The sequence below is a fragment of the Streptomyces sp. NPDC006872 genome, assembly GCF_040635845.1.
In the GTDB taxonomy this organism is placed as follows: domain Bacteria; phylum Actinomycetota; class Actinomycetes; order Streptomycetales; family Streptomycetaceae; genus Streptomyces.
In genome coordinates this window covers 860,342-884,938 of record NZ_JBEYIL010000003.1, presented here as the reverse complement: position 1 = coordinate 884,938, position 24,597 = coordinate 860,342, and the positions used below count along the sequence as shown (strand labels likewise).

At 71.6% G+C, this 24,597-nt stretch carries 24 protein-coding genes; 7 read left to right on the top strand and 17 right to left on the bottom strand.

The features are described 5' to 3' along the window. Positions 1–424 precede the first annotated feature (424 nt). Positions 425–1,069: an HAD family acid phosphatase gene (locus ABZ725_RS13055; RefSeq protein ID WP_351916030.1), complete on the top strand. Its 645-nt coding sequence runs from the start codon at positions 425–427 to the stop codon at positions 1,067–1,069. A gap of 92 nt (positions 1,070–1,161) precedes the next feature. Here the strand turns inward: ABZ725_RS13055 and ABZ725_RS13050 are convergent, their stop codons facing one another. Further along, positions 1,162–3,687 carry an ATP-dependent Clp protease ATP-binding subunit gene (locus ABZ725_RS13050; protein ID WP_351916032.1) on the bottom strand — a complete coding sequence of 842 codons (2,526 nt, stop codon included), beginning with the start codon at positions 3,685–3,687 and terminating at the stop codon, positions 1,162–1,164. A 430-nt stretch (positions 3,688–4,117) separates the two neighbouring features. On the opposite strand from ABZ725_RS13050, the gene ABZ725_RS13045 reads away from it, so the two are divergent. After that, positions 4,118–4,777: an SCO3374 family protein gene (locus ABZ725_RS13045; protein WP_358802706.1), complete on the top strand. Its 660-nt coding sequence runs from the start codon at positions 4,118–4,120 to the stop codon at positions 4,775–4,777. On the opposite strand, the gene ABZ725_RS13040 is transcribed toward ABZ725_RS13045, so the two are convergent. From ABZ725_RS13040 to ABZ725_RS12995, 10 genes are all read right to left on the bottom strand, one after another. Then, entirely contained in the window at positions 4,756–5,091 is a 336-nt protein-coding gene (locus ABZ725_RS13040; RefSeq protein ID WP_069773146.1) for an Lsr2 family protein, read from the bottom strand. The two genes, ABZ725_RS13045 and ABZ725_RS13040, sit on opposite strands and share 22 nt — an antisense overlap. A gap of 226 nt (positions 5,092–5,317) precedes the next feature. Then, positions 5,318–5,884 (bottom strand): amino-acid N-acetyltransferase, encoded by a 567-nt coding sequence (locus ABZ725_RS13035; protein ID WP_351916036.1) that lies wholly within the window; start codon positions 5,882–5,884, stop codon positions 5,318–5,320. Between the two features lie 9 nt (positions 5,885–5,893). After that, a complete protein-coding gene (locus tag ABZ725_RS13030) occupies positions 5,894–6,364 on the bottom strand; it encodes a BlaI/MecI/CopY family transcriptional regulator (RefSeq protein WP_358802705.1) in 471 nt (156 codons plus the stop codon). Between the two features lie 136 nt (positions 6,365–6,500). Continuing rightward, positions 6,501–6,680 carry a hypothetical protein gene (locus tag ABZ725_RS13025; protein WP_351916040.1) on the bottom strand — a complete coding sequence of 60 codons (180 nt, stop codon included), beginning with the start codon at positions 6,678–6,680 and terminating at the stop codon, positions 6,501–6,503. A gap of 52 nt (positions 6,681–6,732) precedes the next feature. Beyond that, a complete protein-coding gene (locus ABZ725_RS13020; protein WP_358802772.1) occupies positions 6,733–7,425 on the bottom strand; it encodes a hypothetical protein in 693 nt (230 codons plus the stop codon). Positions 7,426–7,601: 176 nt separating this feature from the next. Continuing rightward, positions 7,602–8,399, bottom strand: a complete 798-nt coding sequence (locus ABZ725_RS13015; RefSeq protein ID WP_351916042.1) for a type III pantothenate kinase — start codon at positions 8,397–8,399, stop codon at positions 7,602–7,604. Positions 8,400–8,415: 16 nt separating this feature from the next. Beyond that, a complete protein-coding gene (gene nadC / locus ABZ725_RS13010) occupies positions 8,416–9,408 on the bottom strand; it encodes a carboxylating nicotinate-nucleotide diphosphorylase (protein ID WP_351916044.1) in 993 nt (330 codons plus the stop codon). A gap of 5 nt (positions 9,409–9,413) precedes the next feature. Then, on the bottom strand, positions 9,414–11,129 hold the full coding sequence (locus ABZ725_RS13005) for an L-aspartate oxidase (protein WP_358802704.1): 1,716 nt from the start codon (positions 11,127–11,129) through the stop codon (positions 9,414–9,416). After that, the gene (gene panC, locus ABZ725_RS13000; protein ID WP_358802703.1) at positions 11,126–12,118 is read right to left on the bottom strand and encodes a pantoate--beta-alanine ligase; all 993 of its coding nucleotides are present in this window, start codon (positions 12,116–12,118) and stop codon (positions 11,126–11,128) included. The genes ABZ725_RS13005 and panC overlap by 4 nt, the downstream gene beginning before the upstream one ends. Next, complete coding sequence (locus ABZ725_RS12995) at positions 12,115–13,080, bottom strand: DUF2520 domain-containing protein (protein WP_358802702.1); 966 nt, start codon at positions 13,078–13,080, stop codon at positions 12,115–12,117. Before ABZ725_RS12995 ends, panC begins: the two co-directional genes overlap by 4 nt. A 186-nt stretch (positions 13,081–13,266) precedes the next feature. On the opposite strand from ABZ725_RS12995, the gene ABZ725_RS12990 reads away from it, so the two are divergent. Then, positions 13,267–14,499, top strand: coding sequence for a beta-eliminating lyase-related protein (locus tag ABZ725_RS12990; RefSeq protein ID WP_358802701.1), 1,233 nt, complete (start codon positions 13,267–13,269; stop codon positions 14,497–14,499). On the opposite strand, the gene ABZ725_RS12985 is transcribed toward ABZ725_RS12990, so the two are convergent. After that, positions 14,489–14,704 (bottom strand): hypothetical protein, encoded by a 216-nt coding sequence (locus tag ABZ725_RS12985; RefSeq protein ID WP_351916053.1) that lies wholly within the window; start codon positions 14,702–14,704, stop codon positions 14,489–14,491. The genes ABZ725_RS12990 and ABZ725_RS12985 overlap by 11 nt on opposite strands. A gap of 170 nt (positions 14,705–14,874) precedes the next feature. Here ABZ725_RS12985 and ABZ725_RS12980 point away from each other — a divergent pair, with 170 nt between their 5' ends. Next, positions 14,875–15,981, top strand: coding sequence for a DUF5937 family protein (locus ABZ725_RS12980; protein ID WP_358802700.1), 1,107 nt, complete (start codon positions 14,875–14,877; stop codon positions 15,979–15,981). 67 nt (positions 15,982–16,048) lie between these two features. On the opposite strand, the gene ABZ725_RS12975 is transcribed toward ABZ725_RS12980, so the two are convergent. The 3 genes from ABZ725_RS12975 to ABZ725_RS12965 all read right to left on the bottom strand — a co-directional run bounded on the left by ABZ725_RS12975 (position 16,049) and on the right by ABZ725_RS12965 (position 18,772). After that, on the bottom strand, positions 16,049–16,681 hold the full coding sequence (locus ABZ725_RS12975; RefSeq protein WP_358802699.1) for an AAA family ATPase: 633 nt from the start codon (positions 16,679–16,681) through the stop codon (positions 16,049–16,051). A gap of 69 nt (positions 16,682–16,750) precedes the next feature. Next, a complete protein-coding gene (locus tag ABZ725_RS12970) occupies positions 16,751–17,419 on the bottom strand; it encodes a response regulator transcription factor (protein WP_351916072.1) in 669 nt (222 codons plus the stop codon). A gap of 150 nt (positions 17,420–17,569) precedes the next feature. Then, on the bottom strand, positions 17,570–18,772 hold the full coding sequence (locus ABZ725_RS12965) for a sensor histidine kinase (RefSeq protein ID WP_358802698.1): 1,203 nt from the start codon (positions 18,770–18,772) through the stop codon (positions 17,570–17,572). 118 nt (positions 18,773–18,890) lie between these two features. Here ABZ725_RS12965 and ABZ725_RS12960 point away from each other — a divergent pair, with 118 nt between their 5' ends. After that, the gene (locus ABZ725_RS12960; RefSeq protein WP_358802697.1) at positions 18,891–20,045 is read left to right on the top strand and encodes an SAM-dependent methyltransferase; all 1,155 of its coding nucleotides are present in this window, start codon (positions 18,891–18,893) and stop codon (positions 20,043–20,045) included. Between the two features lie 3 nt (positions 20,046–20,048). On the opposite strand, the gene ABZ725_RS12955 is transcribed toward ABZ725_RS12960, so the two are convergent. Beyond that, positions 20,049–21,200 carry an NADH-quinone oxidoreductase subunit D gene (locus tag ABZ725_RS12955; protein WP_351916061.1) on the bottom strand — a complete coding sequence of 384 codons (1,152 nt, stop codon included), beginning with the start codon at positions 21,198–21,200 and terminating at the stop codon, positions 20,049–20,051. Between the two features lie 32 nt (positions 21,201–21,232). On the opposite strand from ABZ725_RS12955, the gene ABZ725_RS12950 reads away from it, so the two are divergent. Further along, positions 21,233–21,736 carry a PH domain-containing protein gene (locus tag ABZ725_RS12950; protein WP_358802696.1) on the top strand — a complete coding sequence of 168 codons (504 nt, stop codon included), beginning with the start codon at positions 21,233–21,235 and terminating at the stop codon, positions 21,734–21,736. Beyond that, a complete protein-coding gene (locus tag ABZ725_RS12945) occupies positions 21,733–23,115 on the top strand; it encodes a PH domain-containing protein (protein WP_358802695.1) in 1,383 nt (460 codons plus the stop codon). The genes ABZ725_RS12950 and ABZ725_RS12945 overlap by 4 nt, the downstream gene beginning before the upstream one ends. A 4-nt stretch (positions 23,116–23,119) precedes the next feature. Here the strand turns inward: ABZ725_RS12945 and ABZ725_RS12940 are convergent, their stop codons facing one another. Next, positions 23,120–24,565: a hypothetical protein gene (locus ABZ725_RS12940; RefSeq protein WP_358802694.1), complete on the bottom strand. Its 1,446-nt coding sequence runs from the start codon at positions 24,563–24,565 to the stop codon at positions 23,120–23,122. Between the last annotated feature and the right edge of the window lie 32 nt (positions 24,566–24,597).

Genomic DNA, 24,597 nt, shown 5'->3' with positions numbered 1-24,597 from the left:
CCCAAACGTGTGATCTACGACGGAAGCTAGTACTTCAGCACAAAACTTCCCATCCCTTGACAGGTCGCACTTTCCGGACACCTCCGACACCGATCCATGCCGGAGGCGGGAGCGGGGCCCGACGCCCCAGATCGATTGTCCTTTTTGCCCAGATTCAGCGTGTGACTATCCGGCTTAGTAGGCACCAAATCGCCTGTGCGGCTTGTCACCGGCCGCCCACCTCAAGGGACTTCGGAATGTGACGGCGACTACTCCCCCGCCCCACACGCGAGTTGTGACCCCGGTCACGATCACCTGCACGGGTCTGTGATCGGGCTCTCATCCGCATCTACCGTCCAGTAACCCGCTGGTTCCCCTCAGGCCACTCCGGTCGATCAGCATGCCCACGACACCCGCAGTGCATGGACGCGAGAGGACCCCACACATGACCCGAGGCACCTGGACGCGCCGCATAGCCATGACCGCCGTGGCGACCGCAGCCGTCACGGCGCTGGCCGTCCCGGCCGGCGCCCAGGCCGCGACGGCCACCGGCACCTCCGCCGTCGCCACCGCGTCCACCGCAGCGGCCGCGGAGGACGTCGACTACGCAACCTGGCAGCAGGACTGCCAGGCCGTGATGGACCAGGCCCTGCCGGCCCTGAAGAAGCGCATCGCCGCCGCCAAGACCGGCGAGAAGCAGGCGATCGTCTTCGACATCGACAACACCACCCTGGAGACCGACTTCGGCTTCAGCTACCCCCAGCCGGCCAACAAGCCGGTCCTCGACGTCGCCAAGTACGCCCAGGAGCACGGCGTCTCGCTGTTCTTCGTCACCGCCCGCCCGGGCATCATCGCCGGGGTGACCGACTACAACCTCAAGTACGTCGGCTACCAGGTCTCCGGCCTCTACGTGCGCGGCTTCCTCGACCTCTTCAAGGACGTCGCCGCCTACAAGACCGCCCAGCGCGTCGACATCGAGAACAAGGGCTACACGATCATCGCGAACATCGGCAACAGCGCCACCGACCTCTCGGGCGGCCACGCCGAGACGACGTACAAGCTGCCCGACTACGACGGCCAGCTGTCGTAACCGCACGCGAGCATGACGAAGGGGCCGGTGCTGGAAAGCACCGGCCCCTTCTGGTCGGCCGCTGAGGCCGGTCGGCCCGAAGGCCCTGAGGCTTACGCCTCCTTGCTCAGGTTCGGCCCGGCACCGCCGGCCGCCTGCTCGATCGGCGGGACGTCGGGCAGCGCCGACTTCTCCTCACCGCGGAAGGTGAAGGTCTGGGTCTCGCCCTCGCCCTCGGTGCCGACGACCACGATGTGACCGGGACGCAGCTCGCCGAAGAGGATCTTCTCCGACAGCGTGTCCTCGATCTCGCGCTGGATCGTGCGACGCAGCGGACGCGCGCCCAGCACCGGGTCGTAGCCCTTCTTGGCCAGCAGTTCCTTGGCGGACTGGGAGAGCTCGATGCCCATGTCCCGGTCCTTCAGGCGCTCGTCCACCTTGCCGATCATCAGGTCGACGATCCGCAGGATGTCCGCCTGGGTCAGCTGCGGGAAGACGACCACGTCGTCGACACGGTTGAGGAACTCGGGGCGGAAGTGCTGCTTGAGCTCGTCCGACACCTTGTTCTTCATGCGCTCGTAGTTGGTCTTCGAGTCGCCCGAGGCCGCGAAGCCCAGGTTGAAGCCCTTGGAGATGTCCCGGGTGCCGAGGTTGGTCGTCATGATGATGACCGTGTTCTTGAAGTCCACGACCCGGCCCTGGGAGTCGGTCAGGCGACCGTCCTCCAGGATCTGCAACAGCGAGTTGAAGATGTCCGGGTGGGCCTTCTCGACCTCGTCGAAGAGGACGACGGAGAACGGCTTGCGGCGCACCTTCTCGGTCAGCTGGCCGCCCTCTTCGTAGCCCACGTATCCGGGGGGCGAACCGAAGAGACGCGAGACCGTGTGCTTCTCGCTGAACTCCGACATGTCGAGGGAGATCAGCGCGTCCTCGTCACCGAAGAGGAACTCGGCGAGCGCCTTGGACAGCTCGGTCTTACCGACACCGGACGGGCCGGCGAAGATGAACGAGCCACCGGGACGCTTCGGGTCCTTCAGACCGGCACGCGTACGACGGATGGCCTTCGACAGCGCCTTGACGGCGTCGATCTGGCCGATGACGCGCTTGTGGAGCTCGTCCTCCATGCGCAGCAGACGCGAGGACTCCTCCTCGGTCAGCTTGAAGACCGGGATGCCGGTGGCGGTCGCGAGGACCTCGGCGATGAGCTCGCCGTCGACCTCGGCGACGACGTCCATGTCGCCGGCCTTCCACTCCTTCTCCCGCTTGGCCTTGGCGGCCAGGAGCTGCTTCTCCTTGTCGCGGAGGGAGGCGGCCTTCTCGAAGTCCTGCGAGTCGATCGCGGACTCCTTGTCGCGGCGGACGCCGGCGATCTTCTCGTCGAACTCGCGGAGGTCCGGCGGAGCCGTCATCCGGCGGATGCGCATCCGGGAACCGGCTTCGTCGATCAGGTCGATCGCCTTGTCCGGCAGGAAGCGGTCCGAGATGTACCGGTCGGCCAGCGTCGCGGCCTGGACCAGCGCCTCGTCCGTGATGGAGACGCGGTGGTGGGCCTCGTACCGGTCACGCAGACCCTTGAGGATCTCGATCGTGTGCGGCAGGGACGGCTCGGCGACCTGGATGGGCTGGAAGCGGCGCTCGAGGGCCGCGTCCTTCTCCAGGTGCTTGCGGTACTCGTCCAGGGTGGTGGCGCCGATGGTCTGCAGCTCACCACGGGCCAGCATCGGCTTCAGGATCGAAGCGGCGTCGATGGCGCCCTCGGCGGCACCCGCACCGACCAGCGTGTGCAGCTCGTCGATGAACAGGATGATGTCGCCGCGGGTGCGGATCTCCTTGAGGACCTTCTTCAGGCGCTCCTCGAAGTCACCGCGGTAGCGGGAGCCGGCGACCAGCGCGCCGAGGTCCAGGGTGTAGAGGTGCTTGTCCTTGAGGGTCTCGGGCACCTCGCCCTTGACGATGGCCTGGGCGAGGCCCTCGACGACGGCGGTCTTGCCGACGCCGGGCTCACCGATCAGGACCGGGTTGTTCTTGGTGCGGCGGGACAGCACCTGCATGACCCGCTCGATCTCCTTCTCGCGCCCGATGACCGGGTCGAGCTTGGACTCACGAGCGGCCTGGGTGAGGTTCCGGCCGAACTGGTCGAGCACCAGGGACGTCGAGGGCGTGCCCTCGGCAGGGCCGCCCGCGGTGGCGGTCTCCTTGCCCTGGTAACCGGAGAGCAGCTGGATGACCTGCTGCCGCACCCGGTTGAGATCTGCGCCCAGCTTGACGAGGACCTGGGCGGCGACGCCCTCGCCCTCGCGGATCAGGCCGAGCAGGATGTGCTCCGTGCCGATGTAGTTGTGACCCAGCTGAAGGGCCTCCCGGAGCGACAGCTCCAGGACCTTCTTGGCACGGGGGGTGAAGGGGATGTGCCCGGACGGGGCCTGCTGCCCCTGCCCGATGATCTCCTCCACCTGCTGGCGGACCGCCTCGAGCGAAATCCCGAGGCTCTCAAGGGCCTTGGCGGCGACACCCTCACCCTCGTGGATCAGGCCCAGGAGGATGTGCTCGGTGCCGATGTAGTTGTGGTTGAGCATCCGGGCTTCTTCCTGAGCCAGGACGACAACCCGCCGCGCGCGGTCGGTGAACCTCTCGAACATCGTTAATCGCTCCTCAGAGCGGTCAGGCAGTGGGGGGAACTTCCCCTCCCTGTCCTTCCGCAGCTTAGTCCCGCAAGCGGGGACCGCTCATTCCAACTGCCGACACCGTCGATGGCCTCCTGACCCCGAACGCCGACATCTGCTCCAACCCGATGGTGCGAGACGATGTTCCCGCAGGCCAGGCAGTTACCCCAGTCGCCAGTACGCCGATGGCGAACGCGAGACGGCCTTTCCTGCGTGTCGCCCCCTCCCACTAGGGATGTCTTACCCGCCGGCACTGACACTCCATGCCGTGCACACCGGTTCCCTCCGCTACGGGCGAACAACCTTGCGTCTCACGACACCCCCGCGCATGCCTTTTGTCGACACGCTGTGCGGTCGCGAGGCCACCCAGCGTAACTCGCGGGCCTTTTCGGCGGTTGCGTTTGGCATGGTTGGCTCAGTCCCCCCGGCTGCCGGCTCGGCCGCCTCTGCGATCCTCACGCTTCCCCTCCCCCGACGGCCGCTCGACCCGGACGATCCGGCGGATCGGTCCGACCTGGTCCGCGGCTGGTACGAGAACGAACTGGGCTGGGCGACGGTGCCCGGGGAGCCGGTACGACTTTTGGTGGGCGAGCGCTTCGACGTCCTGGACGTACCGGTCGAGGCGGGCCTCGCGGCGCTCCGGCGGCTCGCGCCGGGCTCTCCGGTGGCCGTACGGGGCGACCGGATGCGGCTGCTGGTGGCGGCGGGCTGCGCGGAGGAGGTGCCCGGGATCCTGCAGTGGCTGGAGTGGGGCGCGCTGCCGCTGGATCTGACGGCGATGGGCGCGGGCGCGCTCATCGAGGCGCCGTCGCCTCCCGCGCGAAACCCGGCCCGGGAGCCGGGCCGCGATCCCGGGCTGAACCGCCCCGGACCGGTGCAGGGGGCCGCTGTGTGGCTGCGGCCCCCCGTGGCAGGGTGCGAGGTCGAGGCCTCGCTGCCGACGATGTCGGCCTTGGGGGGCGGTGGGGGCGCCCCCGATCTCGTGCGACTGATGGACACGCTGGCGACGCACTGTCATCGTGTCCGACTGCGGCGTGCGTGCGCTCAGCCGTTGGCCTTCTCGTAGGCCTCGCGAATGGTCGCCGGAACGCGGCCACGGTCATTGACCTCGAAACCGTTCTCCTTGGCCCACGCGCGGATCTGAGCGGTGTCCTGGCTGCCACCGGAAGCGGCTCGGGCCTTTCCACGGCCACCCGAAGCACGGCCGCCGGTACGACGTCCGCCCTTCACGTAGGGCTCGAGAAGTCCACGCAGCTTGTCCGCATTGGTTGTCGTGAGATCGATCTCGTACGTCTTGCCGTCCAGCGCGAACGTCACGGTCTCGTCCGCCTCGCCGCCGTCGAGGTCGTCGACAAGAAGGACCTGAACCTTCTGTGCCACCGGATTTCCTTTCATCGAAAACGTGAGGGGTCGGGGGTCCGCGGCGTCCGCCGTTTAGCCGAGCCCTGTTATATGCAGTACTGCAGTACGTCGGAAAGCAAACCGCTTTTGCTGGGAAAACACAAACCCCCGGCAGAGACCGGCAGCCCGCCCCCGTCCGGAAACGTGCGCGTTTCGGACATAGGGAACCCGGGCAAGGCAGGTCGGCCGGAATGGACGTCGACGATCACAGATGCAGAAGCATCCGGCTGTTGCCCAAGGTGTTCGGTTTCACTCGTTCGAGTCCGAGGAACTCGGCGACGCCCTCGTCATAGGAACGCAGCAGCTCGGCGTAGACATCGGTGTCGACCGGCGTCTCACCGATCTCCACGAAGCCGTGCTTGCCGAAGAAGTCCACTTCGAAGGTCAGACAGAAAACGCGGCGAACACCGAGCCAGCGTGCGGTGTGGAGCAACTTCTCCAACAACTGGTGACCGACGCCGGCGCCCTTCAGCCCGCGCTTCACCGCGAGAGTCCGGACTTCCGCCAGGTCTTCCCACATCACGTGCAGGGCGCCACAGCCGACCACCTCGGCGTTGTCGTCGCGTTCGGCGACCCAGAACTCCTGGATGTCCTCGTAAAGCGTCACCGTCGCTTTGTCGAGCAGGATGCCCCCGCGGACGTAGGCGTCAAGGAGACGGCGCACGGCGGGGACATCGCCGGTCCGGGCCCGCCGGACGGTGATGGCTTTAGCGGTGACTTCGGGGTTCTCGGGGTTCTCGGGGTTCTCGGCGGAGGGACTCTCTGCGGACATGTGCGGACGCTATCGCCCGCCGCCCTCCGTTGCCGAGGCGGGGTTCTCCGCGCCACTGCCGCTACCGCCGGTACTCCCCGCACTCTCCGCACTCCTCTGAGTTGCGGGTTCGACAGTTTCCGGACCTTGGACGATGCGTACGGCGTCGCGCAGCGCGAGTCGCTGTTCCTCACTCATCATCCCGAAGAAGGCGACGAGAGCGGCTGCGGGGTTGTCGCTCTGCGCCCAGGCGTCGTTCATCAGGGCGGCGGCGTAGGCGGCCCTGGTGGAGACCGCCTCATATCGATAGGCCCGGCCTTCCGCTTCACGACGCACCCAGCCCTTCTGATGGAGATTGTCCAAAACGGTCATCACCGTGGTGTACGCGATGGACCGTTCCTGCTGAAGGTCTTCCAGGACTTCTCGAACGGTGACCGGGCGGTTCCACTTCCACACCCGCGTCATGACCGAGTCTTCGAGTTCTCCCAATGGGCGAGGCACAGCTCAGAACAATAGTGGGAGATCTCGCCAATCGCGTGCCGGACGTGCACCTTCATTGGCAAATGGGAACAAAAAGGGCGTACGGCTTCGAAAGAAGCCGTACGCCCGGGCAGGCGGCGGAAGCGTCGCGGGTCGGTCAGGCGTCGGGGCCCGCGGAGGCCTGGCGAGCGCCGTCCGCGCGCGCGAGTGCGGCGTCCACGGCCGCGTCCTCCTTGGCCTTGTTGGACCCGCCCTGGGTCTTCACGATCACCCTGATCACACCGACGAAGAACACGGCCATGACGACGGGAGGCACGAGCGCGGAGACGTAGTCCATGGATCCAGAGTAGCCAGGGAGGAACGGGACATCGGGGCGGGGTGCGCCCGGGTCAGCCGGCGGCGAGCCGCCGCTGCTGCGGGTCGGCGGGCGGCGGGGTCGGTTTGCGGCGCGGGAAGACCTCGCCCGGGGTGGGGACGGGCCGCCGGGCGGGTTCGGGTGCGGAGGGCTTGGTGGGGACGGAGCCGGGAGCGGGTGCGGCCGGTTTCTCGGCGGGCTTCTTCCGCGGCTGCTCGCCCGGCCGCTCGCCCGGATCCGCCGCGGCGACGGAGAGTCGGGCGCAGCCGTCGGCGGAGAGGCCCCCGGGAAGGGCCAGGAGCCGCGTACGGGACGCCGGGACCGTCGGGGCGACCGGAACGACCCTACGAGCCGTACGGCGGGCCAGACGGGCGCGTACGTCGTGTTCGGCGAGCACCTGGCAGCGGCTCAGGAGGGCTGCGGCCGTCGGGTTGCCGCGCAGGGCGCGCAGCGCGGCGAGGTCGTCGGGGTCGGGCCGGTAGCCGGTGGCCAGCACCTCCTCGAGGAGGGTGAGGTAGCCGGCGGCGGTGCCGGGGAGGGCTGCGCGGTACCGGGCGAGGTCGGCCACCAGGAAGGCCCGCAGCCGGGCGGCCTCGCCCATCGCCTCGTCGAGGGACTCGGCGAGGCGATGGCAGTCCTGGACGTCCTCGGCGGAGACGGGGCCGGGGTGGAGGGCGAGGGCGAGGGCCCGGCGGAGCACACGCAGCTCCTCCGCACCGAACGCCATGCCGCCGCGGGATCCGTAGGGCGTGGGCATGCAGCGACGATACGCGCTAATCAGACAAATTCGACACAGAGCGTGGGTGTGGCGCGCCCGGATCCGCCCTGGTGGCCCCGTCGATGGCCTGCCCTCACCCGCTTCCGTCCGCCCCGTCCGCCCCCACCCGCTTCAGGGTTCCCTCGTCACATGCGCGACACGTTCCGCTCGTACACCAGGCGCAGCCCGATCAGCGTCAGCCAGGGCTCGTGCTCGTCGATCACCGAGGACTCGCCGAGCACCGTCGGCGCCAGCCCGCCCGTGGCGATCACCGTCACGTCCTCCGGGTCGTCCGCCAGTTCGCGGGCCATCCGGGTGACCACGCCGTCGACCTGGCCCGCGAAGCCGTAGACGATCCCGGACTGCATCGCCTCGACCGTGTTCTTGCCGATCACGCTCCGGGGCCGGGCCACCTCGATCTTGCGGAGCATCGCGGCCCTGACGCCCAGCGCCTCGACCGAGATCTCGATGCCGGGGGCGATGACCCCGCCGACGTACTCCCCGCGCGCGGAGACCGCGTCGAACGTCGTCGCCGTGCCGAAGTCGACGACGATCGCCGGGCCGCCGTAGAGCTCGTTCGCCGCGACCGCGTTGATGATGCGGTCGGCGCCGACCTCCTTGGGGTTGTCGAACAGGATCGGCACGCCCGTCTTCACGCCGGGTTCGACGAGCACGGCGGGCACGTCGCCGTAGTAGCGCCGTGTCACCTCGCGCAGTTCGTGCAGTACGGAGGGCACGGTCGCGCAGATCGCGATCCCGTCGATGCCGTCGCCCAGTTCGTCCCCGAGGAGCGGGTGCATGCCCATGAGGCCCTGCAGCAGCACGGCCAGTTCGTCCGCGGTGCGGCGGGCGTCGGTGGAGATCCGCCAGTGCTCGACGATGTCCTCACCGTCGAACAGGCCGAGCACGGTGTGCGTGTTGCCCACGTCGATCGTCAGCAGCATGGCCGGTCCCCGTTCCCTACTCAGCCGCTCGCAGATCCAGACCGATGTCCAGGATCGGCGAGGAGTGGGTCAGGGCCCCTACGGCGAGGAAGTCGACGCCGGTGTCGGCGTACGCCTTGGCGTTCTCCAGCGTGAGCCGGCCCGACGCCTCCAGCAGGGCGCGCCCGCCGACGACGCCGACGGCCTCGGCGCACTCCCCGGGCGTGAAGTTGTCCAGCAGGATCAGGTCGGCGCCCGCGTCGACGACCTCGCGCAGCTGGTGCAGGGTGTCGACCTCGACCTCGATCGGCACCTCCGGGAAGGTCTCCCGGACGGCCTCGAAGGCGCGGGCGACGCCGCCCGCGGCGACCACGTGGTTGTCCTTGACGAGGGCCGCGTCGGACAGCGACATCCGGTGGTTGACGCCTCCGCCGCAGCGGACGGCGAACTTCTCCAGGGCGCGCAGTCCCGGCGTCGTCTTGCGGGTGTCCCGCACGCGTGCGTTCGTGCCCTCCAGGACGTCCGCCCACGCGCGCGTGGCGGTGGCGATGCCGGACAGCCGGCACATCAGGTTGAGCGCGCTGCGCTCGGCGGTGAGGAGATCACGCGTGCGCGTGGTGACCGACAGCAGCTTCTGTCCGGCCTCCACGCGGTCGCCGTCCTCCACGTGCCGCTCGACCTCGAACTCGTCCGTGCAGACGACCGAGACGACCGCCTCGGCGATCCTGAGGCCCGCGACCACTCCCGCCTCGCGCGCGGTGAAGTCGGCGGTGGCGACCGCGTCCTCGGGGATGGTCGCGACCGTCGTCACGTCGACGCCGTGGTCCAGGTCCTCCTGGATGGCGACGTTGGCGATGTCCTCGACCTCGACGGGGTCGAGCCCGGCGTCGGTCAGGAGCTGGGCGAGCGCGGGGTCGAGCCCGCACTCCAGGTACTCCGCGTCGGTGAAGTCCGCGTCTGCGTCGGCGCCACAGGCACAGCCGTCGCCGCAGCCGCCGCTCTGGGCGAGGGGAAGGTCGGGGGTGCTCACTTCTGTCACTGCTCCTGGTGGTGCTGCCGGGTAGGGGGGAAGTCTGCGGTATCGGTGGTGTGTACGGCGAGCGTGCGGTCCGGATTCAGCCTGACGACGATGTGGCGGCGCCAGTTCGCGTCGTCGCGGTCGCCGTGATCCTCGCGCCAGTGGCAACCGCGGGTCTCCTCGCGCTGCCGGGCGGCGGCGACCAGGACGCGCGCGACGCACAGGAGGTTGGTGGTCTCCCAGGTGTCGACGCCGGGCTCGGCCGTCTTGCCGTTCTCGTCGAGGGCGCCGCGGGCCTCGGTGTGCAGCCGTTGCAGCTGGTCGGCGGCCTTCTCCAGGGACTCGGCGGAGCGCAGGACGCCCGCGCCCGCCGTCATCACCCGCTGGATGGCGAACCGGGCCTCGGGGGCGAGGAGCGGGTGCGCGGGACGCTCGGGGTGCTCGACGGGCGCGGGCACACGCGCGTGGAGCCGGTCGTCCGCCCGGCTCGCGGCGATGTCGGCGACGATGCGCTCGGCGTAGACGAGGCCTTCCAGGAGCGAGTTCGACGCGAGCCGGTTCGCGCCGTGCACGCCGGTGCAGGCGACCTCCCCGCACGCGTACAGGCCCGGCACGGTCGTACGGCCGCGGGAGTCGGTGCGCACGCCTCCGGAGGCGTAGTGGGCGGCCGGGGCGACCGGGACGGGCTCGGTGACCGGGTCGATGCCGTGGAGGCGGCAGGCGGCGAGGATCGTCGGGAAGCGGTGCTCCCACATGTGGGCGCCGAAGTGCCGGGCGTCGAGGAACATGTGCTCGGCGTCCTGCTCCTGCATACGGCGCATGATGCCCTTGGCGACGATGTCCCGGGGCGCGAGCTCGGCCAGCTCGTGCTGCCCGACCATGAAGCGCACGCCGTCCGCGTCGACCAGGTGGGCGCCCTCGCCGCGCACGGCCTCGGAGACGAGGGGCTGCTGGCCCTCGGCGTCCGCGCCGAGGAACAGCACGGTCGGGTGGAACTGGACGAACTCCAGGTCGGAGACCTCCGCGCCGGCGCGCAGGGCGAGCGCCACGCCGTCGCCGGTGGACACGGACGGGTTGGTGGTGGCGGAGAACACCTGGCCCATGCCGCCGGTCGCAAGGACGACCGCGGGGGCGTGCACGGCGCCGACGCCGTCGTGCTGGCCCTCGCCCATGACGTGCAGGGTGACGCCGGCGGTGCGGCCGTCGGCGTCCGTGAGGAGGTCCAGGACGAGCGCGTTCTCGATCGTGCGCAGTCCACGCGCGCGTACCGCCTCGACGAGCGCCCGGGAGATCTCCGCGCCGGTCGCGTCGCCGCCCGCGTGTGCGATCCGGCGGCGGTGGTGGCCGCCCTCGCGGGTGAGCTCCAGGCCGCCTTCCTCGGACTCGTCGAAGTGCGCGCCGGTCGCGATCAGCCGGCGCACGGCGTCGGGTCCCTCGGTGACGAGGATCCGTACCGCGTCCTCGTCGCACAGGCCCGCGCCCGCCACCAGCGTGTCGTCAAGGTGCTGTTCGGGTGTGTCGCCCTCGCCCAGGGCCGCGGCTATGCCGCCCTGCGCCCAGCGGGTGGAGCCGTCGTCGAGGCGGGCCTTGGTGACGACCACGGTCTTCAGGCCTGCGGCCTCGCAGCGCAGGGCCGCGGTCAGGCCGGCGACGCCGGAGCCGACGACCACCACGTCCGCGGCGATGCTCCACCCGGGCGCGGGCGCGTGCAGTCGTATGCCTGTGCTGGTCACGAGGCGGCTCCGAAGGTCAGGGGGAGGTTGTCGATCAGCCGGGTCGTCCCGACCCGGGCGGCGACGGCGAGGACGGCCTCGCCGGTGAAGTCGTCGTCGATCTCGGTGAAGTCGGACGGGTCGACGAGGGCGAGGTAGTCCAGCTCCAGCGGCGGGTCGTGGCGGACGGCCTCGTCGAGGACCAGGCGGGCGGCCGCGCGGACGGCGGCGGGGTTGCCGGGGGCGGCCTTGGCGACGGCGTGCGCGTCGGCGGCGGCGCGGGACTCCCCTATGGCGCTGAGCGCCTCGGCACGCGCGTGCGTCGCGGGCACCTCACGCGCGCGTGCCCGCAGCGCCTCCTGCGCGGCGTGCCGGTCGCGGCCCGCGAACAGCGCCTGGGAGAGCGCCAGCGCGGTGCGCCGCTCCCGGGCGGACAGAAAGCGGTTGCGGCTGGACAGGGCCAGGCCGTCCTCCTCGCGCACCGTCGGGACGGCGACGATCTCCACGCCGAAGTTCAGGTCGCGGGCCATACGGCGGATCAGGGCGAGCTGCTGGGCGTCCTTCTGCCCGAACAGGGCCGTGTCGGGCCGGGTGAGGTGCAGCAGTTTGGCGACGACGGTGAGCATGCCGTCGAAGTGCCCCGGGCGGAAGCTGCCCTCCAGGCGGCCTCCCATGGGGCCCGCGGTGATGCGGACCTGGGGCTCGCCACCCGGGTAGACCTCGTCCACGGACGGGGCGAACACGACGTCCGCGCCGGCCTGCTCGGCGATCTTGAGGTCCGCGTCCAGGGTGCGCGGGTAGCGGTCGAGGTCCTCGCCCTGGCCGAACTGCAGCGGGTTGACGAAGACCGTGACGACGACCTCGCCGTCCGGCCCGGCGAGCTCGCGGGCGGTGCGGACGAGCGTGGCGTGCCCCTCGTGGAGGGCGCCCATCGTCATCACGACGGTCCGGCGGCCGCCACGCGTGCGTGCGTGGAGTTCGTCGGCGGTGCGCAGCAGAGTGGTGGTCATCCGGCATCTCCTTCGGCGCCGTGCGTACCGGGCGCACCGGGGGCGCCAGGGGTGCCGTGGGCTTCCTCGGCGAGCACCCCGAGGAGGTCCTCGGCGAGTTCGGGCTTCAGGAGTCCGTGGGCGAGCGCTCGGTCGGCGGTTGCGCGGGCCATCGCCAGGTAGCCGGCGACGGCCTGTGGGGCGTGCTCGCGCAGCTGTGCGACGTGCGCGGCGACCGTGCCCGCGTCCCCGCGCGCGACGGGGCCGGTGAGCGCGCCGTCGCCTGAGCGCAGCGCGTTGTCGAGGGCGGCGCCGAGCAGCGGGCCGAGCATCCGGTCGGGGGCCTCGACGCCGGCCGCGCGGAGCAGCTCCATGGACTGGGCGACCAGCGTGACCAGGTGGTTGGCGCCCAGGGCGAGGGCCGCGTGGTAGAGCGGGCGGCTCTCCTCGGCGATCCACTCCGGTTCGCCGCCCATCTCGATCACGAGGGCCTCCGCGGCCAGCCGCAGCGCGTCGGGCGCGGTGACGCCGAAGGCGCAGCCCGCCAGCCGCTGGACGTCCACGGGCGTGCCCGTGAAGGTCATCGCCGGGTGCAGGGCCAGCGGCAGCGCGCCCGCGCGCAGGGCGGGGTCCAGGACCTTCGCGCCGTACCGCCCGGAGGTGTGCACGAGCAGTTGGCCCGGCCGTACCGCGCCGGTCTCGGCGAGGCCCTCGACGAGTCCGGGCAGGCTGTCGTCGGGGACGGTCAGCAGCACCAGATCGGAGCGCCGGAGGACCTCGGCGGGCGGAAGGAGGGGCACGTCGGGCAGCAGCAGCGCGGCTCGTCGCCTGGAGGCGTCGGAGACGCCGGAGACGGCGACCGGGCGGTGCCCGGCGAGTTGGAGGGACGCGGCCAGGGCCGGCCCGACCCGGCCGGCGCCGACGACGCCGACGGCGAGCCGCGCGGGGCGGTCCCTGGGGTCTGGCTGTTGGGCTGTACTCACGCGACGACGGCCTTCCGTTCCAGTCCGCTCCGGGTACCGGACGATTTCTCGTCATGTTAACGCGATTGGTTCGAGGGGAGTCCGGTCGTCCACAGGCTGTGGGCTTTCCCACCCGCTCCCCGAGTGCGGTCCGGGCGCCTGAAATGCGCGTGCCCGTGCGAGCCGTCGCACGGCATCATCCGGAGCATGACGAACACGGCGGAGCAGGGCGAGGAGAAGTCGGCGCACCAGCGCCTGCGGGAGCGGCGGGCGGTCGCCTTCCGGAAGGCGGAACGCGTGCTCGCGCGCGGGGGGTTCCGGGACACACTGCGTGACCGGCTCACGCTGCTGCTGGAGGCTGCGCCCCGGGTCTACGACCTGGACGAACCCGGCGACATCTACGGCGACGGGGTCGTGGAGGCCCTGGAGAAGCGGGTCGCCGAGCTGCTGGGGACGGAGGCCTGCGCGTTCTTCCCGACCGGCACGATGGCCCAACAGGTCGCCCTGCGCTGCTGGGCGGGCCGCACCGGGAACCCCACGGTCGCGCTGCACGCGCTGAGCCACCCCGAGGTGTGGGAGCGGGGCGCGTTCACCACCGTCAGCGAGCTGCGCCCGGTCCAGGTGACGCGCGAGCCCCGGCTGCCCACGGCGGAGGAGGTCCGCGCCTTCGAGGAGCCCTTCGGGGCGCTGATGCTGGAGCTGCCCCTGAGAGACGCCGGTTTCGTGCTCCCCTCCTGGGAGGAGCTGACCGAGGTCGTGGAGGCGGCACGCGAGCGCGATGCGGTCGTGCACTTCGACGGCGCGCGCCTGTGGGAGACGACCCACCACTTCGGCCGCCCCCTACGGGACATAGCGGGTCTGGCGGACAGCGTCTACGTCTCGTTCTACAAGTCCCTCGACGGCTTCGGCGGTGCCGCGCTGGCCGGCCCGAGGACGCTGGTGGAGGAGGCGAAGACCTGGCGGCACCGCTACGGCGGCATGCTCTTCCAGCAGTTCCCCACCGCGCTGTCGGCACTCGTCGGGCTGGAGCGGGAACTGCCCCGGCTGCCGGAATACGTGGCCCACGCGCGCGTGGTGGCAGCCGCGTTGCGCGAGGGGTTCGCCGAGGCGGACGTCCCGTGGGCGCGCGTGCACCCGGAGGTGCCGCACACGCACGAGTTCCAGGTCTGGCTGCCGTACGAGGCGGACGTGCTGGCCGAGGCGGCGGCGCGCCAGGCCGAGGAGACGGGCACGATGCTCTTCGCCGCCGCCTGGGCCCGCGGCGGGCCCGGTCTGTCCCTCACCGAGGTCACCGTCCGCGCCGCCGGCCTGACGTGGACGGCGGACGACGTGAAGGCGGCGGTCGCGGACTTCGCGACCCGGCTGGCCCAGGTGGTCGAGGCCTCCGAAGCGGCACAGGCGACACAGGCGACAGAGGGGGCAGAGGGGGTCAGCAGGTAGGGCGTGGGCTGAGGTGCAGCCGACGGGCCAGGGCCCGCCAGAGCCGCCCGTGGGCGGGGCGGCCCGCGACGACCGCGCGGAACTGCTGGTAGTCGCGCAGTTCACGCATCACCTGCCAGTCGTGGGCGCCCGGCGCGGGCACGACGGGCTCGCCGTGCTGCCGGGCGCGGTAGGCGTCGAGGGCGTACTGCTGGGTGATGCTCATGGCCGATCCCTCTCGGAACGAACGTGATCAGGGCGTAGGAGGAGGTGAAGGGGCTCCGCGGCTGCCCCGGCCTCTTCAGGCTGCGCCCGGCGACCGCCTCGCGTCGCGTCGATTGACGGCGGCCGTCAATCGGGAATCGCGTTGTCAGTGGCGGGGTGCACCATGAGGACATGAGCCTGAGCATCGACATCGCGGGGCTGCGGCCGGAGCGGGTCGCCGTCGTGCCCTCGCCCCTGGCCGAGCTCGGCACGGCGCTGCACGCGCTGGCCGAGCCGGGGCACCATCCCGGCCTCCAGGGCTGGGTCACCGGCGTCACCGCCCGGCTCGACCCCCATCTGGCCGACCGGATGTGCGAGGCCGACTTCCTGTGGCGGACGACGTTCTCGGACGTCTTCCTGCCCTACGCGGGAATCCCGGGCCGAGACACGCTCCCCGGGGCCACGCTCGCCGAGGAGCTCGACCTCATCGACAAGCTGACGGACGAGCAGTTCGTGGACCTGTCCCTGGAGTTCACCTGCTCTTCCGGGTACGAACTGCCGAGCAATCACGTCCTCGCCGACCCGGAACTGCGCCGCCGCGCCTTCGAACTGGCCGCCGCGCGCGGGCCGCGCCAGGTGCGGTTCACCCAACGGCTGCTCGACGACCCACCACGCGTGCGTGCCTGGCTCAGGCAGTTCCTGGAGGACTGCGACGAGGCGTTCTTCGCCGATGTCTGGGCCCGGGTACGCATCCCGCTCGCCGCCGACGCCCGTCACAAGACGGACCTGCTGCGTCACAAGGGCCTGGCCGAGACGCTCGCCGCGATGTCCCCGGCTGTCACGCTCGACGAGGCCGGGGCGCGCATCACCGTCGACAAGCTGGTCCAGGCCCGAACCACCACCGGGGACGGCGGCCTGCTGCTCGTGCCGACGAGCCTCGGCTGGCCGCACCTGATGGTGCTGTACCGGCACGGCTGGCAGCCCGTGCTGCACTACCCGGTCGGCTCTCCGGAGCTGGCCTCGCCGCCCTCGGTGGAGCAGCTGACGCTACGGATGACCGCGCTGTCCCATCCCGTCCGGATGCGGATCTGCCGCCTGCTGGCCCGCAGCGCGTACACGACGACCGAGCTGGCCCAGGCCCAGGGCATGACGGCCCCCGAGATATCCCGGCACCTCGCCGTCCTGAAGAAGGCGGGCCTGCTCACCACCCGCCGGCGCGGCCGGTACGTGCTGCACCAGCTCGACGTGACGGTGGTGGCCCGGCTGGGCAGCGACTTCCTGGAAGGGATACTCCGCTAGGCCCTACAGGGCCCGCAGGCCCTGTAGGCGCGGTAAGCCCGGTAAGCCCGGCAGGAGCTCCAAGGGGTCAGTCGAAGCGGATGTGCTTCAGGCCGACCCCGGCCTGCCGCAGCCTCGTCCGCAACGCGCCCTCGGTGTTGGGCCTGAGCGTCAGCCCGGCGAGGACGGCGATGCGGTCGGCCGTCTTCGGCACGGTCGAGTGATCCGTCCACAGATGCTCGGCGAACTCCGGCTCGCTCAGCCGTTCGAGGCAGTGGTCGAGCTTCTGGACGGCCCAGCTCTCCCGGCGCAGCCCCGCGCCCTTTCCGGCGACGAACCCGAGGAGGTGCCCCAGGCCCCGCTCACGCAGCCGCCTCACCACCGTCTCGCGTTCGGCGAGGAGCGTGAAGTGGTGTACGTCGTGGCCGAGTTCGCGCAGCATGCCGACGGTCTCCCCGAAGTACCCGGGATCGGTCACGGTCATGGGCACGATGACCACGCCGTCGCGTTTGTCGAGCGCCAGGTCGAGGACCTCGACGACACCCTGTCGCCAGGAGGTCAGGTCCTGGAAGTCCCCCCGAAGGTCGGGCGGCAGCATGCGGCGCAGGCCGAAGCCGGCGTGCTCGGGGTCGCAGACGACACTGCCGGGCAGACGGCGCTGTATCTCGTGTGCGGTCTGTGTCTTGCCGCCCCCGAAAGGGCCGTTGATCCACAGGAGCATGCGCAGACCCTAGTGGAGCGGTCGCCGGTCGGTGGCCCCCGGTCAATGTCCGCCGGTCAGTGACGTCGGTCAGCGGCCGCCTGCCCGCACGAGCCCCGTCTCGTACGCCAGGACCACCACCTGGACGCGGTCGCGCAGCCCCAGCTTGGTCAGGATGCGGCCCACGTGGGTCTTGACGGTCGCCTCGGACAGCACCAGCCGGGCCGCGATCTCCCCGTTGGACAGTCCCTGGGCGACCAGCACCATGACCTCGCGTTCCCGCTCCGTGAGCCGCTCCAGCTCCTTGTGCTGGGCCTCCTTGCCGGTGGCGGGCAGCATCGGCGCGAACCGGTCGAGGAGTCGGCGGGTGGTGGACGGGGCGACCACCGCGTCGCCGCTGTGCACGGAGCGGATGGCGGCGAGGAGCTCGCCCGGCGGGACGTCCTTCAGCATGAAGCCGGAGGCGCCCGCCTTCAGCCCGGAGAACGCGTACTCGTCCAGGTCGAAGGTGGTCAGGATCAGCACCTTCGGCGCGTCGGGCTCCGCGCAGATGCGCCGGGTGGCCTCCACGCCGTCCAGCTTCGGCATACGGACGTCCATCAGCACGACGTCGACCTCCGTGGAACGCACCACCTGCAGGGCCTCGACACCGTCGCCCGCCTCCGCCACGACCTCCATGTCCGGCTGGGCGGCGAGCACCATCCGGAACCCGGTGCGCAGCAGCACCTGGTCGTCGACGAGCATCACGCGGATCGCCATCGAGTCCTCTTCCGTCTCTTCTGTTTCCGTCAAATGGTTCAGGTGGTTCAGGGGCTTCAGGTGGTTCAAGTCGTTCAAGTAGTCGTTCGGATGGTTGTTCGAGTGATTCTTGGGGGCGTGACAGGTGTCAACAGGGGGCGTGCGTCGGCGTCAGTGCGCGGGTTTGAGCGGGAGCAGGGCGCTGATGCGGAATCCTCCGCCGGGGCGCGGGCCCGCGTCCAGGGTGCCGCCCACCATGCCGACCCGCTCGCGCATGCCGATCAGCCCGTGGCCCGCGCCGTCGGCGCCGCCCTCCTCGTACAGCTCGTGCGGGGCGCCCTTGCCGTCGTCCTCGACGAGCAGGCCGAGGCCGTCGTCGAAGTAGACCAGGCGCACGCTCGCGCCCGCGTTCGGTCCGCCGTGCTTGCGCGTGTTCGTCAACGCCTCCTGCACGATGCGGTACGCCGTCAGCTCGACACCGCTGGGCAGCGGCCGCGCAGTGCCCTCGACCTTGAAGTCCACCGGCAGGCCCGAGCCGCGGCACTGCTCGACGAGGTCTTCGATCTGTTCGACGTCCGGCTGCGGCACGTACTCGCCGCCCTCCTGGTGCTCACCGGTGCGCAGCACGCCCAGCAGACGGCGCATCTCGGCCAGCGCCTGGCGGCCGGTGGAGGAGATCGTCTCCAGGGCCTTCTTCGCCTGGTCGGGCGCCGCGTCGAGGACATAGGCGGCACCGTCGGCCTGCACCACCATCACCGACACGTTGTGCGCGACGACGTCGTGCAGCTCGCGCGCGATGCGGGCCCGCTCGGCGGCCACGGCGACCTTCGCCTGCGCCTCGCGCTCCTTCTCCAGGCGTGCCGCCCGCTCCTCCAGCTGCGCGAAGTACGCGCGGCGGGTGCGAATGGAGTCGCCCAGCACCCAGGCGAGGGCGAACGGCACCGTCTGGAAGACGATGACCGCGACCTGGCCCGGCACGCTGGAGTTCTCGTGCGGCCAGCGCAGCTGCGCCAGGGTGGCCGCACCCAGGGCCATGACCAGTGCGAGCCGGGAGGCCCAACGGGCGCCGGTCGCGGCGACGGTGTAGACGATCACCAGCAGGGCGAAGTCGGCCGCCGTGACGCCGACGTTCAGCACCAGCTGAGCCAGTCCGAGCGCGGCGGCGAGCACGAGCATCTGCTCGGGCATACGCCGACGCAATGCGATGACCAGGCACAACAGGAACACGATCGGCACCAGCAGCGCCATGGAGTCGGTGCCGCCGCGGTCCTGACCGGCGGTTCCGGCAGCCGCGGAGATCCCGAACAGGACAAGGGCCCAGAAGCCGTCCACCCCTGTCGGGTGTCTGCGGAGGAAGTCATAGAGGCGCTGCACGTAACCCAGCGTAGGGAAGCCGGATGTGTGCACGGGTCAACCGGAGGACCGATCCGGTTCGGGCGCGTGTACTCCGCAAGGTGGATGCCGTGATCACCTGTACGCCTAGTCTGGCCGGGTGGTGGACGAGATGACCGGCTCGGGCGAATGGCGCGGTTGGCGAGCGGCGACACAGTCCGCGCTGTACGGGACGGGCGACACGGCCGGGACGGCCGGCACAGGCGGCACAGGCGGCACGGCCGACGCAGGCGGCACAGGCGGCACAGGCGGCACGGCCGACGCAGGCGGCACGGCCGACGCAGGCGGCACAGGCGGCTTCTACCGGCGGGCCGAGGGCCCGGCCGGGCACTTCCGTACGTCCGTGCACGCCTCGCCGCTGTTCGCCGCGGCCGTGGCCCGGCTGCTGTGCCGGGTCGACGAGGCTCTGGGCCGGCCTGCGTCGCTCGACTTCGTCGACATGGCCGCCGGCCGGGGCGAACTGGTCACCGCTGTCCTGGCCGCGCTGCCCGCCGACGTGGCCGCACGCACACGCGCGTGCGCCGTCGAGATCGCCGACCGCCCCGAGGGCCTCGCTCACCGGATCGAGTGGCTGTCCGAGCCTCCGCGAGAGATCACCGGGCTGCTGTTCGCCAACGAGTGGCTCGACAACGTCCCCGTCGAGGTCGTGGAGGTCGACTCCACGGGGGTGGCTCGGCTGCTGCTCGTCCGCGACGACGGGGCCGAGCGGCCCGGGGAGCCGGTGTCGGGCGCACAGGCGCAGTGGCTCGCGCGGTGGTGGCCGCTGGCGGCCGAGGAGGGGCTGCGGGCGGAGATCGGACTCCCCCGGGACACCGCGTGGGCGTCCGCCGTGGCGTGCGTCGTACGGGGGCTCGCGGTCGCGGTGGACTACGCGCACTCGGCGGACGCGCGCCCCCCTTTCGGAACGCTCACCGGCTTCCGGGAGGGGCGCGAGACGGCGCCCGTGCCGGACGGGACCTGCGACATCACGGCCCACGTCGCGCTGGACGCGTGCGCGGAGGCGGGTGAAACGGCGGCGGGCGAGCCGGGCCTGCCCGCGCGCCTGCTCACCCAGCGCACCGCTCTGCGCGCCCTGGGCATCGCGGGCGCACGCCCCCCGCTCGCGCTCGCCTCCACGGACCCCACCGGTTACGTACGCGCCCTCGCGAGCGCCGGGGAGGCCGCCGAGCTCACCGCGCCGGGCGGACTGGGCGACTTCGGCTGGCTGCTCCAGCCGGTGGGAATCGCGGACCCGCTCGCCGACGCCGACCCGTGACGCCTACTTGTCGATGTCCCCCACCACGAAGAACATCGAGCCCAGGATCGCCACCATGTCCGCGACGAGTGTGCCCGGCAGCAGTTCGGTGAGCGCCTGGATGTTGTTGTACGACGCCGAGCGCAGCTTGAGCCGGTACGGCGTCTTCTCGCCCTTGCTGACGAGGTAGTAGCCGTTGATGCCGAGAGGGTTCTCGGTCCACGCGTACGTGTGCCCCTCGGGCGCCTTGAGGACCTTCGGGAGCCGCTGGTTGATCGGGCCGGGCGGCAGGTCCACGAGGCGGTCCAGACAGGCGTCCGCGAGGTCGAGCGCGTTGTGCGTCTGCTCCAGGAGGCACTCGAAGCGGGCGAGGCAGTCACCCTCGGTCCGGGTCACCACCTTCAGGGTGTCCTGCAGCTCCCCGTATGCCAGATAGGGCTCGTCCCGGCGCAGGTCGAAGTCGACGCCCGAGCCGCGCGCGATCGGCCCGCTCACGCCGTACGCGTGGACGTGCTCCGGTGCGAGGGTGCCCACGTCCCGCGTGCGGCCCCGGAAGATCTCGTTGCCGAGCACGAGGTCGTCGAAGACGTCCATGCGGGAGCGCACGGCGGCGACGGCGGCACGCGCACGCGTGGACCATCCGGCCGGCAGGTCCTCCTTGAGGCCACCGACGCGGTTGAACATGTAGTGCATGCGCCCGCCGGAGACCTCCTCCATGACGTTCTGGAGCACCTCGCGCTCACGGAAGGCGTAGAAGACCGGCGTGATGCCGCCCAGCTCCAGGGGGTAGGACCCCAGGAACATCAGGTGGTTGAGCACCCGGTTCAGCTCGGCGAGCAGCGTGCGGGTCCACACCGCGCGCGGGGGGACCTCCATGCCGAGCATCCGCTCCACCGCGAGGACCACGCCCAGCTCGTTGGAGAACGCCGACAGCCAGTCGTGACGGTTGGCCAGCATGACGATCTGCCGGTAGTCGCGCGCCTCGAACAACTTCTCCGCGCCGCGGTGCATATAGCCGATCACCGGCTCCGCGTGCCGGATGCGCTCGCCGTCCAGGACGAGCCGCAGCCGCAGCACGCCGTGCGTCGAGGGATGCTGGGGGCCGATGTTGAGCACCATGTCGGTGCTCTCCGCGGCACCGCCGATCCCGACCGTGGTCTCCGTCATAGGAGTCATGGGCAACAGTCTCTCCTACGTACGCTGGCCGTATGGAAACGGGGAGCCCGGCGGGCGCGGAGACGGCAGGGGCCGAACCGGTGTGGACGGGGCTGCCGCCAGGACTGCTGCGGATGCGGCGACTGTTGCTGGTGGTGTGGCTGGGGCTGGCGGCCGTCGGCACCGGGCTGCTGCTCGGCCTGCTGGTCGGCCCCGCGTGGGCCGCGTTCGCGCTGCTGCCGCTGGCCGGCATCGGCTGGGGCTGGGTGCTGCTCGGCCGCAACTGGCGCTCCTGGCGGTACGCCGAGCGCGCCGACGACCTGCTGATCAGCCGGGGCGTGCTGTGGCGCGAGGAGACCGTCGTGCCGTACGGGCGCATGCAGCTCGTCGAGGTCGCCTCCGGTCCCGTGGAGCGCCACTTCGGGTTGGCGAGCGTCCAGCTGCACACCGCGGCCGCCGCGACCGACGCGACCATCCCGGGCCTCGACCCGGCCGAGGCGGAACGGCTGCGCGACCGGCTCACCGAACTCGGCGAGGCCCGATCGGCGGGGCTGTGACCACGCCGGGCGTCGAGGACGGCGTACCGGACGTGCCGGAGGCGCCTGAAGTCGGGCCCGAGGCGCCCGCCGCCCGTCCGCAGCGGCTGATCGCCGAGCGTCGGCTGCACCCCGTGACGCCGTTCCGGCGGGCGTGGGCGCCCATCGCCGTCCTCGTCGGGTGGGCCGTCCACGACCCGAACCAGGCGCAGGAACAGCTGACCCGACTGACCACGACCACCCTGCTGATCGCGCTCGCCGTCGTCGTCCCCGCGGCCTCCCTCTACGGCTTTCTGACCTGGTGGTTCACCCACTTCGCCGTGACGGACAGCGAGCTGCGCATCCGGACCGGGCTGCTGTTCCGGCGCACCGCTCACATCCGGCTGGAACGCATCCAGGCGATCGACGTCGGTCAGCCGCTGCTGGCCCGGATCGCGGGCGTCGCCAAGCTCCGGCTCGACGTGGTCGGCGTCGAGAAGAAGGACGAACTCGCCTTCCTGGGCGAGGAAGAGGCCCGCTCGCTGCGGGCGGAGCTGCTCGCGCGGGCGGCCGGTTTCGCCCCGGAGACGGCGCACGAGGTCGGCGAAGCGCCCGCGCGCGAGCTGTTGCGCGTACCGGCGCGCAAGCTCGCGCTCGCGTTGGCGCTGACCGGCGCGACCTGGGGCGCACTCGCCGCCGCGCTCGTCGTGCCGCCGGTGCTGTGGCTGGCCACCCACAGCGTGTGGACGGTTCTGGCGACCGGCGTGCCGCTGCTCGGCGCGGCGGGCGCGAGCAGCGTGGGACGGTTCGTCGGCGAGTACGACTGGACGGTGGGCGAGTCGCCGGACGGGCTGCGGATCGACCACGGGCTGCTGGACCGTACGCACGAGACGGTGCCGCCCGGCCGGGTGCAGACCGTGCGGATCGTCCAGCCGCTGCTGTGGCGCCGGCTCGGCTGGGTACGCGTCGAGCTGGACGTCGCCGGCTCCGCGAACTCGGTTCTCGTGCCGGTCGCCCCGCGCGAGGCCGCGGAGGGCGTCGTCGCGCGCGTGCTGCCCGGGGTGACCGTCCCGGCCGAGGCCTCGCTGTCGCGTCCGCCGCGCCGGGCCGGGCGGTGTGTGCCGGTGTGGTGGCGGGGCTACGGAATCGCCGTCACGGACGCCGTGTTCGCCTCCCGGCACGGACTGCTGCGGCGGAGGCTGTCGCTCGTGCCGCACGCGAAGGTGCAGAGCGTACGGCTGACGCAGGGGCCCTGGCAGCGCCTCTGGCGCCTCGCGGACGTCCATGTGGACACGGGGGCCGGAAAGACCGTCACAGCCCGGCTGCGGGACGCACAGGAGGCCGCGGAGCTGCTCCGGGGGCAGGCGGAGCGGTCGAGGACCGGGCGCCTGGACGCCCGGCCCGACCGGTGGATGGCGTAGCGCGTCAGGAGACGGCGCTGCGCAGCCCCTGGAGGTCGATCTGCTCGGTCTCGTCGTGGGCGGTCAGGTCGATGACCTGGCCCACCCCGCGCGACGCCTCGTCCAGCGGCTTGAACTCCGCCTCGGACTCCGCCTTGTGCAGCGCGAGGGCCTCCTGGCCGACGACGTCGGCGAGGTCCTCGTTCTGCACCGCCTCCAGGGCCTCGGACGTCGACTCGCTCTTCGTGCCGAAGAAGTCGAACCCGCCCTCGGCCGTCGGCCGCCGCAGGGGCTGCGCGGCCGGTACGTAGGCGACGGCCGTCGGCACGGCGAAATGGCCGGAGGGCCGCTGCGCGGGAGCGGCGGGACGGCGGACGAGCGCCGCGGCCTGGGCGGCGGCGGGAGCGGGTGCGGTGACCGGGGCGCCGCCACCGGGGCCTGGGTCCAGTGGCGGCTCGGGCCGCACGGTCTCGGCGTCGGCGTCGTCCGCCTTCGCGGTGGTCGGGACCGCCTCCGGAACGTCCGCTTCCACGTCGTCGGCCTCCGCGGTGGGGACCTCGTTCGCCGGGCTCGTGTCCTGCGGGGTCTCGTCGTCCTCGACGGCCTGGTGGGGGGCGGCCGCGCGCGCGTGCTCGTCGACCGCCTCGGGCTTCCCCCGTACTTCGTCCTCCTGTGCGGCCTCCGCCTCGGCGTCGGCAGGGCCGTCGCTCTTCGCCGTCTTGACGCCGTCGACGTCGAACCGCGCGAGGGCCGCCTGCGCCCGCAGGAACAGCTTGGACCCCTCGGGGGAGAAGGCCGCCGGAGCCTTCGGCTCCTCGTCGGCCGACTCGACGGACTTGGCAGATTCGACGGACTTGGCGGACTCGTCCGTCTCACCGGACTCGACGACGGACTCGGTCGACTCGGCTGCCTCCTGGGCCTCGGCCGCCTCCTGGGCCTCGTCCAGCGCCTGGGCTTCATCCAGCGCCTGAGCGTCGTCCTGCGCAGCGCGGGCGGCCGGCAGCGCCGGTGTGGGCGCCGCCTCTATCTCGAGGAGACGGCGGCCCTCCAGGGCGGTGGCACGCTCGGTCTCCGCGGTGGCGTAGCGGCGCAGCAGCGCGGCGTGCTCGTTGCGCAGGCCCGCCAGTTCGGCGCGCTTGGCCCTCAGCCGCTGCTCCAGTTTGACCCGCAGCTCACGCGATTCGTCGAGGTCGCTCTCCAGCTCGGCGACGCGTTCCTCGAAGCGCCACTCGTCACCGGCACGCGCGCGTGTGAGGTCGGCGACCTGTTTGCCTGCCTGAATGTCCCAGCGGCGCATCACGACCGCGCCGATGACAGCCGTCGCCGCGGCGGCCGCGGCCAGAACTCGGAGCGGCGTCTGCTCCGTGAACACCCAGGGGCCGAGGGCGCAGACAAGGGAAACGCCTGCGATCGCCGTGGGAGGCAGCAGCCTGTGCAAAGGCGGGGAATGGCGGTGACGTCCACGTGGCATGGCCAGAAACTTACCGCGCGTAGGCGATTGTT